Source organism: Flavobacterium humidisoli, from assembly GCF_023272795.1.
In the GTDB taxonomy this organism is placed as follows: Bacteria; Bacteroidota; Bacteroidia; order Flavobacteriales; family Flavobacteriaceae; genus Flavobacterium; species Flavobacterium humidisoli.
This window is the reverse complement of record NZ_CP096829.1, coordinates 554,708-571,009: the sequence shown is the minus strand read 5'-3', so window position 1 is coordinate 571,009 and position 16,302 is coordinate 554,708. Positions and strand designations below refer to the sequence as shown.

The following is a 16,302-nucleotide window of genomic DNA, read 5'->3' as shown; positions in this document are numbered from 1 at the left end:
CAAAGTTGTTTAATTTTGCAAATCAACTTTAAATACTAAACTTGAAACAGATTTTAAATAATTTAAGTAAGTTAGCCAAAGATAAGCATAACGAGAATAAAAAGTATTTCGATAAGCTTAAAAAGAAACCGCCAAAGAATTTAGATTACATTATGCAGGATTTGCATGATGCTGAATTTAAAAAGACGGATTGCTTGAAGTGTGCTAATTGCTGTAAAACGACAGGGCCATTGTTTACTTTGGCAGATATAGAACGAATTTCTAAACACTTTAGACAAAAGCCTCAGCAATTTATTGATCAGTATTTGAGAATTGATGAAGACAAAGATTTTGTTTTGAAGAGCGTTCCATGTACGTTTTTGGATAATGAAAATTATTGTATGATTTATGATGTTCGTCCCAAAGCTTGTAGAGAGTTTCCTCATACAGATCGAAATAAATTTTATCAGATTTCTAATTTAACTTTGAAAAACGTCGAAATTTGTCCGGCGGCATTCAATATCGTCGAGGAAATGAAAAAGAAGCTGCCGTTATAATTGAATAAACAGGCAATTGTTTTTAAGAATATCTTGATTTCCTTTTTTAAGATGTATTTTTGAGAAAGGAAATAATTAAACAACATAAAGAAAACTCATAATTTGAATTTAGAATATTTCATAGCCAAAAGACTTATTACTGCAAAAGATTACAAAAGCAGTATTTCGGCGCCGATTATAAAAATTGCAATTTCTGCAATTGCAATCGGAATAATCATGATGATGGTTTCTGTTGCGACAGGAATGGGCTTGCAAAAAAAAATACGCGATAAAGTTTCTGCTTTTAATGGCCAAATTATAATTTCTAATTATGACAATAACAATTCAGAAGTTACAACAGTTCCAATTTCAAAAGAACAAGATTTTTATCCTAATTTTAAATCGGTTCCAGAAGTAAGCCATATCCAAGCAGTGGCCAGTAAAGCCGGAATTATTAGAACAGAAAATGCTTTTGAAGGAATTGTTTTTAAAGGAGTAGGAGCAGATTACGATTGGAATAATATTAAAGAATATATTGTCGAGGGAAGACTTCCAGATTTTGCGAAAGCATTGAATGAAGATGTTATTATTTCAAGATTTCTTGCAGATCGTTTAAATTTAAAAATTGGTGACCAGTTCAATACTTTTTTTATAAAGGAAGAGCAAGGTAAACTTCCAAATAGTCGTAGATTTAAGATTGTCGGAATATTTAATTCCGGATTCCAAGATTTTGATGCAACATATATTATTGGAGATATCCGTCATATTCAAAGAATCAATAAGTGGAGTGAGAACCAAGTTGGAGCATTTGAGATTTTTGTAAAGGATTTTAATGAAATTAAATCCACGGGAAATAAAATTTACGAAATAACCTCGTCTAATCTAGATACAGAAACCATTGTTGAAAAATACAGTTATATTTTTGACTGGCTTAAACTCTTTGATTTTAATATTGTAATCATTTTAGGGGTTATGATTCTCGTGGCAACAATTAATATGGTTGTGGCATTGCTGGTTCTCATTTTAGAAAGAACTCAAATGATTGGAATTTTAAAATCTATGGGCGCAAATAACTGGTCAGTACGTAAAATATTTTTATATAATGCGTTTTATCTAATTCTACGTGGACTATTCTGGGGAAATTTGATCGGAATTTCAATTCTGTTAATACAGCAGCAATTCGGCATAATTAAGCTCAATCCTGAAAACTATTATGTAAATCAAGCGCCAGTTTATCTAAATTGGATTTATATACTATTGTTAAACCTGCTTACGGTTGGTGTTTGTTTCTTGGTGTTATTAATACCGTCTTATATAATAACAAAAATATCGCCTGTAAAAGCAATCCGTTTCGACTAAGTAAAAAACGAAGTATAATATTCAACCCGACAGTTTTTGAAAACCTGTCGGGTTTGGTTTTTATACATATATATGTATATATAAAAAAACTCTTTCAGTCTGAGCGAAGCCGAAGCCCTTTTTGGCGCGGCTTTTGGAATTTGGAGCCTAAAATTGAAATATGGAATTTATTAGGAGCTTAATCCCGCTATCCGTTCCAATCTTTTGCTTTTTAAAGAAAAAAGCAAAAGGATTTCCGCTCCTATCGGGGCTATGGCATCTGCTTTCAAAAGAACAATTGAATGGAAAGCGGCAGAAAAGGGCGCTGAAAACTAAAAACTCTGCAAAAACGGAATGGTAAAGCGGGCTTAAACTGAGGAAACAACAGATGAAAGAAGAAAAAGCCTACAATGGCGTAAAAAAGTTTGGGGCGCAAATGCTCTGTTATCAGAAAGTTAAGAAATAAACGGAAAAAACATGGAAAAAATATAAAAAAAAGTCTTGCAAATGTAAATAAAGGTTCTACTTTTGCACCCGCAACAGCGAAAGGCGTTCATCGAAATACTGGCAGGAATTGGGGATCTGAAGAAAAGAAATTTTCAAAAAAAAAGATTCTGAAAAGCTTGCGAGATTGAGAAATGCTTTTTACATTTGCACCCCGCAAAACACGGAAAAGTTCATTGAGATGCTGAGAGGGAAATAGAGAAAAAGAGGCGAAAAAAAAGCTTCAAAATTTTTTCAATTTTTTCTTGCAGGAAACAAAAAGAAGTTTTAGTTTTGTACCCGCTTTGAGATACAGGCGAAACAAAAAGAAACACACGTTCGTAGACATATTGAATTGACAGCCGTTCTGAAAGAGATTTCAGAACAAAAAGAATAAGAGCAGTAGAGTCGGAAGATTCGAAAGAACCGATAGGAAGAGCATCGCAATATAATATTAAAATATACGATGAAGAGTTTGATCCTGGCTCAGGATGAACGCTAGCGGCAGGCTTAACACATGCAAGTCGAGGGGTAGAAGTCTTCGGGCTTTGAGACCGGCGCACGGGTGCGTAACGCGTATGCAATCTGCCTTTCACAGAGGGATAGCCCAGAGAAATTTGGATTAATACCTCATAGCATAATCGGACCGCATGGTTTGGTTATTAAAGTCACAACGGTGAAAGATGAGCATGCGTCCCATTAGCTAGTTGGTAAGGTAACGGCTTACCAAGGCAACGATGGGTAGGGGTCCTGAGAGGGAGATCCCCCACACTGGTACTGAGACACGGACCAGACTCCTACGGGAGGCAGCAGTGAGGAATATTGGTCAATGGGCGCAAGCCTGAACCAGCCATGCCGCGTGCAGGATGACGGTCCTATGGATTGTAAACTGCTTTTGTACGGGAAGAAACACTGATTCGTGAATCAGCTTGACGGTACCGTAAGAATAAGGATCGGCTAACTCCGTGCCAGCAGCCGCGGTAATACGGAGGATCCAAGCGTTATCCGGAATCATTGGGTTTAAAGGGTCCGTAGGCGGTCTTGTAAGTCAGTGGTGAAAGCCCATCGCTCAACGGTGGAACGGCCATTGATACTGCAGGACTTGAATTATTGGGAAGTAACTAGAATATGTAGTGTAGCGGTGAAATGCTTAGAGATTACATGGAATACCAATTGCGAAGGCAGGTTACTACCAATTTATTGACGCTGATGGACGAAAGCGTGGGTAGCGAACAGGATTAGATACCCTGGTAGTCCACGCCGTAAACGATGGATACTAGCTGTTGGGCGCAAGTTCAGTGGCTAAGCGAAAGTGATAAGTATCCCACCTGGGGAGTACGAACGCAAGTTTGAAACTCAAAGGAATTGACGGGGGCCCGCACAAGCGGTGGAGCATGTGGTTTAATTCGATGATACGCGAGGAACCTTACCAAGGCTTAAATGCAGACTGACCGATTTGGAAACAGATCTTTCGCAAGACAGTTTACAAGGTGCTGCATGGTTGTCGTCAGCTCGTGCCGTGAGGTGTCAGGTTAAGTCCTATAACGAGCGCAACCCCTGTTGTTAGTTGCCAGCGAGTCATGTCGGGAACTCTAACAAGACTGCCAGTGCAAACTGTGAGGAAGGTGGGGATGACGTCAAATCATCACGGCCCTTACGCCTTGGGCTACACACGTGCTACAATGGCCGGTACAGAGAGCAGCCACTGGGCGACCAGGAGCGAATCTATAAAGCCGGTCACAGTTCGGATCGGAGTCTGCAACTCGACTCCGTGAAGCTGGAATCGCTAGTAATCGGATATCAGCCATGATCCGGTGAATACGTTCCCGGGCCTTGTACACACCGCCCGTCAAGCCATGGAAGCTGGGGGTGCCTGAAGTCGGTGACCGCAAGGAGCTGCCTAGGGTAAAACTGGTAACTAGGGCTAAGTCGTAACAAGGTAGCCGTACCGGAAGGTGCGGCTGGAACACCTCCTTTCTAGAGCCTTAGCGTTAGCGACAACGCACGCTGGGGAAATAAGATGCCGGACTGTGGGTTTGGAATCTGAGATTGTATTGCTCTTGCTGTTAATTTAAAAAAATGATAAAACTTAAGTAAAACAGAGTCTCGTAGCTCAGCTGGTTAGAGTACTACACTGATAATGTAGGGGTCGGCAGTTCGAGTCTGCCCGGGACTACTATTTGACTTAAAGAAGGAAATTCTGGAAGCTGGGATTCGCCAAAGGAGATTAGAGAAGAAAAGGAAATCTAAAATCTGAATTCTAAAATCTGAGATTTAAAAATTGGGGGATTAGCTCAGCTGGCTAGAGCGCCTGCCTTGCACGCAGGAGGTCAACGGTTCGACTCCGTTATTCTCCACGATTTTAGTGAGAAAGCCTAAAGTCATAAAGCCTAAAGTGATTCACTTTACGACTTTCGACTTTTGACATTCGACTAAATAAAGTTCATTGACATATTGAGATAAGAAAATAATAAGAAAGTAGAAAGCGTTTTTTATTGAGCATCCGTGCAAAATATAAAAAACAAACAAAAACGGTCCTGTTTTAATAATCAGGATTGGTGCAATAAGCAAAATAAGGGCGCATGGGGAATGCCTAGGCTCTCAGAGGCGATGAAGGGCGTGATAAGCTGCGAAAAGCTGCGGGGACAAGCACACATTGATTGATCCGCAGATACCCGAATGGGGCAACCCGCTATATTGAAGATATAGCACACCGATAGGTGGGCAAACCCGCTGAACTGAAACATCTAAGTAGGCGGAGGAGAAGAAAACAAAAGTGATTCCGTAAGTAGTGGCGAGCGAACGCGGATTAGCCCAAACCAGCTATGTTACGGCATAGCTGGGGTTGTAGGACCGCGACATTTCATGTGCAAGGAACCGGAAGCTTCTGGAAAGGAGCGCCATAGAGGGTGACAGCCCCGTATGGGCAACGAGCATAATGGATAGCGGTATCCTGAGTAGGGCGGGGCACGTGAAACCCTGTCTGAATTTGGCGGGACCATCCGCTAAGGCTAAATACTCCTGAGAGACCGATAGTGAACCAGTACCGTGAGGGAAAGGTGAAAAGAACCGTGAATAACGGAGTGAAATAGATCCTGAAACCATGCGCTTACAAGCGGTCGGAGCCCTTTCGTGGGGTGACGGCGTGCCTTTTGCATAATGAGCCTACGAGTTAACGCTGCTGGCAAGGATAAGTGGTTAAGCCATGGATCCGCAGCGAAAGCGAGTCTGAATAGGGCGCTTTAGTCAGTAGTGTTAGACGCGAAACCGTGTGATCTACCCATGGGCAGGTTGAAGCTGTGGTAACACACAGTGGAGGACCGAACCGGTTGACGTTGAAAAGTCTTCGGATGACCTGTGGGTAGGGGTGAAAGGCCAATCAAACTCGGAAATAGCTCGTACTCCCCGAAATGCATTTAGGTGCAGCGTTATTTTAGTTATATAGAGGTAGAGCTACTGATTGGATGCGGGGGCTTCACCGCCTACCAATTCCTGACAAACTCCGAATGCTATATAATGATTGATAACAGTGAGGGCTTGGGTGCTAAGGTCCAAGTCCGAGAGGGAAAGAACCCAGACCATCAGCTAAGGTCCCCAAATATATGCTAAGTTGAAAGAACGAGGTTTGTCTGCCCAGACAGCTAGGATGTTGGCTTGGAAGCAGCCATTCATTTAAAGAGTGCGTAACAGCTCACTAGTCGAGCGGACGAGCATGGATAATAATCGGGCATAAGCATATTACCGAAGCTATGGATTTTGCAGCAATGCAAAGTGGTAGGGGAGCATTCTGACAGGGCTGAAGGTGTATCGTAAGGTATGCTGGACCGGTCAGAAAAGAAAATGTAGGCATAAGTAACGATAATGCGGGCGAGAAACCCGCACACCGAAAAACTAAGGTTTCCACAGCTATGCTAATCAGCTGTGGGTTAGTCTGGACCTAAGGCGAACCCGAAAGGGACAGTCGATGGCCAACGGGTTAATATTCCCGTACTTCTTATTGCTGTGATGGGGTGACGGAGTGATGAAAGCGCCGCGAACTGACGGAATAGTTCGTTAAAGCACCTAGCTATAGGGTCTCTAGGCAAATCCGGAGATCTTGGTGAAATGCGATAGTACTCGGAGTCTTCGGACAAAGAGATAGTGCGCCTAAGGGCTTCCAAGAAAAACCTCTAAACTTCAGGCAGTAAGAACCAGTACCGTAAACCGACACAGGTAGTTGAGGAGAGAATCCTAAGGTGCTCGAGAGATTCATGGCTAAGGAATTAGGCAAAATAGACCTGTAACTTCGGGAGAAAGGTCGCCCCGAGCAATCGGGGCCGCAGTGAAGAGGTCCAGGCGACTGTTTATCAAAAACACAGGGCTCTGCAAAATCGTAAGATGAAGTATAGGGCCTGACACCTGCCCGGTGCTGGAAGGTTAAGAGGAGATGTTATCTTCGGAGAAGCATTGAATTGAAGCCCCAGTAAACGGCGGCCGTAACTATAACGGTCCTAAGGTAGCGAAATTCCTTGTCGGGTAAGTTCCGACCTGCACGAATGGTGTAACGATCTGGACACTGTCTCAGCCATGAGCTCGGTGAAATTGTAGTAACGGTGAAGATGCCGTTTACCCGCAGTGGGACGAAAAGACCCTGTGCACCTTTACTATAGCTTAGTATTGACCTTGGATAAATGATGTGTAGGATAGGTTGGAGACTATGAAGCGGCGTCGCCAGGCGTTGTGGAGTCATTGTTGAAATACAACCCTTTGTTTATCTGAGGCCTAACTCTTCAAAGAAGAGGACAGTGCTTGGTGGGTAGTTTGACTGGGGTGGTCGCCTCCAAAAGAGTAACGGAGGCTTCTAAAGGTTCCCTCAGTACGCTTGGTAACCGTGCGTAGAGTGCAATGGCATAAGGGAGCTTGACTGAGAGACATACAGGTCGATCAGGTACGAAAGTAGAGCATAGTGATCCGGTGGTTCCGCATGGAAGGGCCATCGCTCAAAGGATAAAAGGTACGCCGGGGATAACAGGCTGATCTCCCCCAAGAGCTCATATCGACGGGGGGGTTTGGCACCTCGATGTCGGCTCGTCACATCCTGGGGCTGGAGAAGGTCCCAAGGGTTGGGCTGTTCGCCCATTAAAGTGGCACGCGAGCTGGGTTCAGAACGTCGTGAGACAGTTCGGTCTCTATCTACTGCGGGCGTTAGAAATTTGAGTGGATCTGATTCTAGTACGAGAGGACCGAATTGGACAAACCTCTAGTGTATCTGTTGTCCCGCCAGGGGCACCGCAGAGTAGCTACGTTTGGAAGGGATAAGCGCTGAAAGCATATAAGCGCGAAACCCACCACAAGATGAGATTTCTTTTAAGGATCGTGGAAGATGACCACGTTGATAGGCTACAGATGTAAAGGCAGTAATGTCATAGTCGAGTAGTACTAATAATCCGTAAGCTTATGCACACCCTTTTCCCGGGCCGCAAGGCTCGGGAGGAAACTTTCTAAAATATATTTGCTTTTCTTTATCTCAGTATGTTAAAATATTTGCCCGTCGCGGGCAGTCTTAAAGACGAAAGTTGAAAGCCTCAAGTGAAAACTTTAGACTTTACGAGCTTAGGCTTTAGACTAAAAACCTTAAGGTGGTTATTGCGGCGGGGCTCACCTCTTCCCATCCCGAACAGAGAAGTTAAGCCCGCCTGCGCAGATGGTACTGCAGTTATGTGGGAGAGTATGTCGTCGCCTTTCTTTTGAAAACCCCATCCAAATCGGATGGGGTTTTCTGCTTTTGTAAAATATTGGAGCTGCGCTAGAGCCCAGCCTTTCCTCCAGAAATCCCTCCCGACCCGTCGGAAGGGATTTTCTGGTTTTTGGAGGGGGTGGCTTTGTGGGTTTAACTGCAAAAATGCAAGGCTGTGTGGGATCAACTTTGAGATTTAATTCCAAAGAGTGCAATAAATTTTATTTTGTAGTCCTTGTGAAGTAATAAAGTTTGCAAAGTTTATTGAGATGTAATTGAAGCTGAAAATTTTTAATCGTTAGTTTGAGATTTTATTCCTAAGTTTTAGAATTAGAATTTCTTTTCAAAAATAGATGTATTCTTTACGTGGGATCGCGTTAGAGATAGAAGAGGTATTATTTTGCGAAATCCTAAACTTTTGGTGAAGCCTTTCTATAAAGCTTCTTTGGCTAAAGATATGGTGGACAAGCCCGACCCGAAGGGAAACCCTCAAATTATTATGCTTAAAACATTTGCTATTTGTTGTTTTTTAATATAATGTGTATGGTAATTTTTTTAATTGTTAGGATTTCATTTCGATGCTTCTAAGTTAAAATTCTTTTGATTTAACAATCTTTTGTTTACGCGAAATTCTTCTGAATGGGGATGTTCTTTTTCGATGCTTAACTACTTATGGTGGTCTGGTAAAAAAAATAAAAGATGAAGCAATTTCTTTGTAAGTAGATATTGTTTTAAATTTTTGGATAGAAATGTGTTCTAGTTTGGTTGTGTTTTAATATTCAAAATAGACAAGTGCTTTTTTTTTTATAGATTGAGTATTAATACTGCGAAGTGTGGTGATTGTATTTTGTTAAGAGGGGTTATGAAATTTTAAAGATTGAGGAGGTTGTTATGGTTGAGATGAAAGGTTGTATGGTAAATTTTTTATTGCGATAAATTTTATGAAGGATTTTTTTAAATTTATAATTTTTTGCTGAATTTTAATTATAGCTTTTGTGTTGGGAATTTTATCGTTGGATATTTTTTATTCCTACTCATAAGTCTTTGTGTCTAGTTCTGGTTAAGAGATTTTTTCTTTTAGGGGAGCTTGTTAAATTGCTTTTTATACGATTTTACTTTTTGAACACTGTATAAAAATGAAAATTACTTTTCTTTATTAAGAATCCAAATCCCGCTATCCGTTCCAATCTTTTGCTTTTTAAAGGAAAAAGCAAAATGATTTCCGCTTCTATCGGGGCTAGGGCACCAGTTTCCACAAGAGAGAATAGGGAAAACTTAGCGCTTTGGTGTCTTTGCGAGATTAAAAACGGCAGAAAAGAATGCTTTGCGTCTTAGTGCCTTTGCGGCAAAACGTACCAAATAGGAGTTAAAAGAAGAAAAACCGCACAAGCAATAAAAAAAAGCTGAAATGTAAATTGCCCGTTATTAGAAAGTTAAGGAATAAACCGGAAAAAGATTGAAAAAACTCTTTGAAAAAGCTTGCGGAAGCGGAAAAAGGTTCTACTTTTGCACCCGCAACAGCGAAGGCGTTCATCGAAATACTGGCAGGAATTGGGGATCTGAAGAAAAGAAATTTTCAAAAAAAAAGATTCTGAAAAGCTTGCGAGATTGAGAAATGCTTTTTACATTTGCACCCCGCAAAACACGGAAAAGTTCATTGAGATGCTGAGAGGGAAATAGAGAAAAAGAGGCGAAAAAAAAGCTTCAAAATTTTTTCAATTTTTTCTTGCAGGAAACAAAAAGAAGTTTTAGTTTTGCACCCGCTTTGAGATACAGGCGAAACAAAAAGAAACACACGTTCGTAGACATATTGAATTGACAGCCGTTCTGAAAGAGATTTCAGAACAAAAAGAATAAGAGCAGTAGAGTCGGAAGATTCGAAAGAACCGATAGGAAGAGCATCGCAATATAATATTAAAATATACGATGAAGAGTTTGATCCTGGCTCAGGATGAACGCTAGCGGCAGGCTTAACACATGCAAGTCGAGGGGTAGAAGTCTTCGGGCTTTGAGACCGGCGCACGGGTGCGTAACGCGTATGCAATCTGCCTTTCACAGAGGGATAGCCCAGAGAAATTTGGATTAATACCTCATAGCATAATCGGACCGCATGGTTTGGTTATTAAAGTCACAACGGTGAAAGATGAGCATGCGTCCCATTAGCTAGTTGGTAAGGTAACGGCTTACCAAGGCAACGATGGGTAGGGGTCCTGAGAGGGAGATCCCCCACACTGGTACTGAGACACGGACCAGACTCCTACGGGAGGCAGCAGTGAGGAATATTGGTCAATGGGCGCAAGCCTGAACCAGCCATGCCGCGTGCAGGATGACGGTCCTATGGATTGTAAACTGCTTTTGTACGGGAAGAAACACTGATTCGTGAATCAGCTTGACGGTACCGTAAGAATAAGGATCGGCTAACTCCGTGCCAGCAGCCGCGGTAATACGGAGGATCCAAGCGTTATCCGGAATCATTGGGTTTAAAGGGTCCGTAGGCGGTCTTGTAAGTCAGTGGTGAAAGCCCATCGCTCAACGGTGGAACGGCCATTGATACTGCAGGACTTGAATTATTGGGAAGTAACTAGAATATGTAGTGTAGCGGTGAAATGCTTAGAGATTACATGGAATACCAATTGCGAAGGCAGGTTACTACCAATTTATTGACGCTGATGGACGAAAGCGTGGGTAGCGAACAGGATTAGATACCCTGGTAGTCCACGCCGTAAACGATGGATACTAGCTGTTGGGCGCAAGTTCAGTGGCTAAGCGAAAGTGATAAGTATCCCACCTGGGGAGTACGAACGCAAGTTTGAAACTCAAAGGAATTGACGGGGGCCCGCACAAGCGGTGGAGCATGTGGTTTAATTCGATGATACGCGAGGAACCTTACCAAGGCTTAAATGCAGACTGACCGATTTGGAAACAGATCTTTCGCAAGACAGTTTACAAGGTGCTGCATGGTTGTCGTCAGCTCGTGCCGTGAGGTGTCAGGTTAAGTCCTATAACGAGCGCAACCCCTGTTGTTAGTTGCCAGCGAGTCATGTCGGGAACTCTAACAAGACTGCCAGTGCAAACTGTGAGGAAGGTGGGGATGACGTCAAATCATCACGGCCCTTACGCCTTGGGCTACACACGTGCTACAATGGCCGGTACAGAGAGCAGCCACTGGGCGACCAGGAGCGAATCTATAAAGCCGGTCACAGTTCGGATCGGAGTCTGCAACTCGACTCCGTGAAGCTGGAATCGCTAGTAATCGGATATCAGCCATGATCCGGTGAATACGTTCCCGGGCCTTGTACACACCGCCCGTCAAGCCATGGAAGCTGGGGGTGCCTGAAGTCGGTGACCGCAAGGAGCTGCCTAGGGTAAAACTGGTAACTAGGGCTAAGTCGTAACAAGGTAGCCGTACCGGAAGGTGCGGCTGGAACACCTCCTTTCTAGAGCCTTAGCGTTAGCGGCAACGCACGCTGGGGAAATAAGATGCCGGACTGTGGGTTTGGAATCTGAGATTGTATTGCTCTTGCTGTTAATTTAAAAAAATGATAAAACTTAAGTAAAACAGAGTCTCGTAGCTCAGCTGGTTAGAGTACTACACTGATAATGTAGGGGTCGGCAGTTCGAGTCTGCCCGGGACTACTATTTGACTTAAAGAAGGAAATTCTGGAAGCTGGGATTCGCCAAAGGAGATTAGAGAAGAAAAGGAAATCTAAAATCTGAATTCTAAAATCTGAGATTTAAAAATTGGGGGATTAGCTCAGCTGGCTAGAGCGCCTGCCTTGCACGCAGGAGGTCAACGGTTCGACTCCGTTATTCTCCACGATTTTAGTGAGAAAGCCTAAAGTCATAAAGCCTAAAGTGATTCACTTTACGACTTTCGACTTTTGACATTCGACTAAATAAAGTTCATTGACATATTGAGATAAGAAAATAATAAGAAAGTAGAAAGCGTTTTTTATTGAGCATCCGTGCAAAATATAAAAAACAAACAAAAACGGTCCTGTTTTAATAATCAGGATTGGTGCAATAAGCAAAATAAGGGCGCATGGGGAATGCCTAGGCTCTCAGAGGCGATGAAGGGCGTGATAAGCTGCGAAAAGCTGCGGGGACAAGCACACATTGATTGATCCGCAGATACCCGAATGGGGCAACCCGCTATATTGAAGATATAGCACACCGATAGGTGGGCAAACCCGCTGAACTGAAACATCTAAGTAGGCGGAGGAGAAGAAAACAAAAGTGATTCCGTAAGTAGTGGCGAGCGAACGCGGATTAGCCCAAACCAGCTATGTTACGGCATAGCTGGGGTTGTAGGACCGCGACATTTCATGTGCAAGGAACCGGAAGCTTCTGGAAAGGAGCGCCATAGAGGGTGACAGCCCCGTATGGGCAACGAGCATAATGGATAGCGGTATCCTGAGTAGGGCGGGGCACGTGAAACCCTGTCTGAATTTGGCGGGACCATCCGCTAAGGCTAAATACTCCTGAGAGACCGATAGTGAACCAGTACCGTGAGGGAAAGGTGAAAAGAACCGTGAATAACGGAGTGAAATAGATCCTGAAACCATGCGCTTACAAGCGGTCGGAGCCCTTTCGTGGGGTGACGGCGTGCCTTTTGCATAATGAGCCTACGAGTTAACGCTGCTGGCAAGGATAAGTGGTTAAGCCATGGATCCGCAGCGAAAGCGAGTCTGAATAGGGCGCTTTAGTCAGTAGTGTTAGACGCGAAACCGTGTGATCTACCCATGGGCAGGTTGAAGCTGTGGTAACACACAGTGGAGGACCGAACCGGTTGACGTTGAAAAGTCTTCGGATGACCTGTGGGTAGGGGTGAAAGGCCAATCAAACTCGGAAATAGCTCGTACTCCCCGAAATGCATTTAGGTGCAGCGTTATTTTAGTTATATAGAGGTAGAGCTACTGATTGGATGCGGGGGCTTCACCGCCTACCAATTCCTGACAAACTCCGAATGCTATATAATGATTGATAACAGTGAGGGCTTGGGTGCTAAGGTCCAAGTCCGAGAGGGAAAGAACCCAGACCATCAGCTAAGGTCCCCAAATATATGCTAAGTTGAAAGAACGAGGTTTGTCTGCCCAGACAGCTAGGATGTTGGCTTGGAAGCAGCCATTCATTTAAAGAGTGCGTAACAGCTCACTAGTCGAGCGGACGAGCATGGATAATAATCGGGCATAAGCATATTACCGAAGCTATGGATTTTGCAGCAATGCAAAGTGGTAGGGGAGCATTCTGACAGGGCTGAAGGTGTATCGTAAGGTATGCTGGACCGGTCAGAAAAGAAAATGTAGGCATAAGTAACGATAATGCGGGCGAGAAACCCGCACACCGAAAAACTAAGGTTTCCACAGCTATGCTAATCAGCTGTGGGTTAGTCTGGACCTAAGGCGAACCCGAAAGGGACAGTCGATGGCCAACGGGTTAATATTCCCGTACTTCTTATTGCTGTGATGGGGTGACGGAGTGATGAAAGCGCCGCGAACTGACGGAATAGTTCGTTAAAGCACCTAGCTATAGGGTCTCTAGGCAAATCCGGAGATCTTGGTGAAATGCGATAGTACTCGGAGTCTTCGGACAAAGAGATAGTGCGCCTAAGGGCTTCCAAGAAAAACCTCTAAACTTCAGGCAGTAAGAACCAGTACCGTAAACCGACACAGGTAGTTGAGGAGAGAATCCTAAGGTGCTCGAGAGATTCATGGCTAAGGAATTAGGCAAAATAGACCTGTAACTTCGGGAGAAAGGTCGCCCCGAGCAATCGGGGCCGCAGTGAAGAGGTCCAGGCGACTGTTTATCAAAAACACAGGGCTCTGCAAAATCGTAAGATGAAGTATAGGGCCTGACACCTGCCCGGTGCTGGAAGGTTAAGAGGAGATGTTATCTTCGGAGAAGCATTGAATTGAAGCCCCAGTAAACGGCGGCCGTAACTATAACGGTCCTAAGGTAGCGAAATTCCTTGTCGGGTAAGTTCCGACCTGCACGAATGGTGTAACGATCTGGACACTGTCTCAGCCATGAGCTCGGTGAAATTGTAGTAACGGTGAAGATGCCGTTTACCCGCAGTGGGACGAAAAGACCCTGTGCACCTTTACTATAGCTTAGTATTGACCTTGGATAAATGATGTGTAGGATAGGTTGGAGACTATGAAGCGGCGTCGCCAGGCGTTGTGGAGTCATTGTTGAAATACAACCCTTTGTTTATCTGAGGCCTAACTCTTCAAAGAAGAGGACAGTGCTTGGTGGGTAGTTTGACTGGGGTGGTCGCCTCCAAAAGAGTAACGGAGGCTTCTAAAGGTTCCCTCAGTACGCTTGGTAACCGTGCGTAGAGTGCAATGGCATAAGGGAGCTTGACTGAGAGACATACAGGTCGATCAGGTACGAAAGTAGAGCATAGTGATCCGGTGGTTCCGCATGGAAGGGCCATCGCTCAAAGGATAAAAGGTACGCCGGGGATAACAGGCTGATCTCCCCCAAGAGCTCATATCGACGGGGGGGTTTGGCACCTCGATGTCGGCTCGTCACATCCTGGGGCTGGAGAAGGTCCCAAGGGTTGGGCTGTTCGCCCATTAAAGTGGCACGCGAGCTGGGTTCAGAACGTCGTGAGACAGTTCGGTCTCTATCTACTGCGGGCGTTAGAAATTTGAGTGGATCTGATTCTAGTACGAGAGGACCGAATTGGACAAACCTCTAGTGTATCTGTTGTCCCGCCAGGGGCACCGCAGAGTAGCTACGTTTGGAAGGGATAAGCGCTGAAAGCATATAAGCGCGAAACCCACCACAAGATGAGATTTCTTTTAAGGATCGTGGAAGATGACCACGTTGATAGGCTACAGATGTAAAGGCAGTAATGTCATAGTCGAGTAGTACTAATAATCCGTAAGCTTATGCACACCCTTTTCCCGGGCCGCAAGGCTCGGGAGGAAACTTTCTAAAATATATTTGCTTTTCTTTATCTCAGTATGTTAAAATATTTGCCCGTCGCGGGCAGTCTTAAAGACGAAAGTTGAAAGCCTCAAGTGAAAACTTTAGACTTTACGACCTTAGGCTTTAGACTAAAAACCTTAAGGTGGTTATTGCGGCGGGGCTCACCTCTTCCCATCCCGAACAGAGAAGTTAAGCCCGCCTGCGCAGATGGTACTGCAGTTATGTGGGAGAGTATGTCGTCGCCTTTCTTTTGAAAACCCCATCCAAATCGGATGGGGTTTTCTGCTTTTGTAAAATATTGGAGCTGCGCTAGAGCCCAGCCTTTCCTCCAGAAATCCCTCCCGACCCGTCGGAAGGGATTTTCTGGTTTTTGGAGGGGGTGGCAAAGCCGCACCATGATCGGACGGCGGCTTCTGACTGAGTGGCGCGCGCGTTAGTGATGGAAGCGGCATCCTTTTGCGGGGCGCTGAGGGCCTCTTTTCCCCATAGACGCCAATCCGCAAAAGATACAGCGGACAGCACGGCCCGGAGGGAAACGCCATAAAAATATCATTGTTTGCTGTTGAAGTTATTCTTTGTGTTTTAATTCGCGTAATATTTATTTGCAAGGGGATTTACGTCAAATTATTATTGTTCGTCCTTTAAAGCTCTTAAAAGCTGTTAAAAATAACGATTTGTTATTAGGTTTAGCTTTTCTCTTAAATTCGCTTTAAATTTGGTTATTATGAAATAAAAATGGATGGAAAAGCTAATTGAGATTATAAATAGTTTTGAAAAATTAGATTCGGAGACGGAGCTTGCTATTAAAGAAAGTTTTGTGGAAGAAACTTTTAAAAAAGGCGAGTTTATTGTTGAAGAGGGTAAAGTTTGCAATAAAATCTATTTTATTAAATCTGGTGCGATTAGAAGATTTTGTATTGAAGACGGGATAGAAGTTACGAAGTGGATTTATACTGATAATCAATTTGTAACTTCAATGAGTAGTTTTTTTGAACAGAAACCTTCATATGAAAATTTTCAAACTTGTGAAGAAACATTAGTATATTCATTATCGTATTTGGATGAACAGATTTTATTAGAGTATCCCATATTTATAAAATTTCATATTAAGCAACTTCGATACTACCTTTCAAATATAAATGAGTTTAATCATTTATTTCGTTTAATGACTGCCGAGAAAAAATATTTATTTCTTTTAGAGTCATTTCCGCTAATTATTAAAAAAGCCAAATTGAAGCACATTGCGTCGTTGATTGGCGTAAGTCAGGAAACTTTGAGCAGGATTCGTGCATCAATTATTTGATATTACATCAA

Annotated in this window: 3 protein-coding genes, 4 tRNA genes and 6 rRNA genes; all 13 read left to right on the top strand. The window is 43.5% G+C overall.

All coding sequences use genetic code 11. The features are described 5' to 3' along the window. Window positions 1-41 precede the first annotated feature (41 nt). The 13 genes from M0M44_RS02735 to M0M44_RS02675 all read left to right on the top strand — a co-directional run bounded on the left by M0M44_RS02735 (window position 42) and on the right by M0M44_RS02675 (window position 16,291). Complete coding sequence (locus M0M44_RS02735; RefSeq protein ID WP_248728401.1) at window positions 42-536, top strand: YkgJ family cysteine cluster protein; 495 nt, start codon at window positions 42-44, stop codon at window positions 534-536. A gap of 102 nt (window positions 537-638) precedes the next feature. After that, window positions 639-1,874: an ABC transporter permease gene (locus M0M44_RS02730; RefSeq protein WP_248728400.1), complete on the top strand. Its 1,236-nt coding sequence runs from the start codon at window positions 639-641 to the stop codon at window positions 1,872-1,874. Window positions 1,875-2,799: 925 nt separating this feature from the next. Next, window positions 2,800-4,313: ribosomal RNA gene (locus tag M0M44_RS02725) — 16S ribosomal RNA — on the top strand. Between the two features lie 125 nt (window positions 4,314-4,438). Continuing rightward, a tRNA-Ile gene (locus M0M44_RS02720) sits at window positions 4,439-4,512 on the top strand. A gap of 107 nt (window positions 4,513-4,619) precedes the next feature. Continuing rightward, a tRNA-Ala gene (locus M0M44_RS02715) sits at window positions 4,620-4,693 on the top strand. A gap of 203 nt (window positions 4,694-4,896) precedes the next feature. Further along, window positions 4,897-7,778 (top strand): 23S ribosomal RNA (locus M0M44_RS02710). A gap of 172 nt (window positions 7,779-7,950) precedes the next feature. After that, window positions 7,951-8,060: ribosomal RNA gene (rrf, locus tag M0M44_RS02705) — 5S ribosomal RNA — on the top strand. 1,915 nt (window positions 8,061-9,975) lie between these two features. Further along, a 16S ribosomal RNA gene (locus M0M44_RS02700) occupies window positions 9,976-11,489 on the top strand. Between the two features lie 125 nt (window positions 11,490-11,614). Next, window positions 11,615-11,688, top strand: a tRNA-Ile gene (locus M0M44_RS02695). A 107-nt stretch (window positions 11,689-11,795) separates the two neighbouring features. After that, a tRNA-Ala gene (locus M0M44_RS02690) sits at window positions 11,796-11,869 on the top strand. 203 nt (window positions 11,870-12,072) lie between these two features. Beyond that, window positions 12,073-14,954, top strand: a 23S ribosomal RNA gene (locus tag M0M44_RS02685). 172 nt (window positions 14,955-15,126) lie between these two features. Further along, window positions 15,127-15,236: ribosomal RNA gene (rrf, locus tag M0M44_RS02680) — 5S ribosomal RNA — on the top strand. Together the 16S, 23S and 5S rRNA genes with 4 tRNA genes alongside form the textbook arrangement of a ribosomal RNA operon. Window positions 15,237-15,727: 491 nt before the next feature. Beyond that, window positions 15,728-16,291, top strand: a complete 564-nt coding sequence (locus tag M0M44_RS02675) for a Crp/Fnr family transcriptional regulator (protein WP_248728399.1) — start codon at window positions 15,728-15,730, stop codon at window positions 16,289-16,291. The last annotated feature ends 11 nt before the right edge of the window (window positions 16,292-16,302 follow it).

Bases quoted from the DNA above. Each gene is read 5' to 3' on its own strand.
- M0M44_RS02675 (WP_248728399.1), top strand. From the start codon at position 15,728: ATGGAAAAGCTAATTGAGATTATAAATAGTTTTGAAAAATTAGATTCG.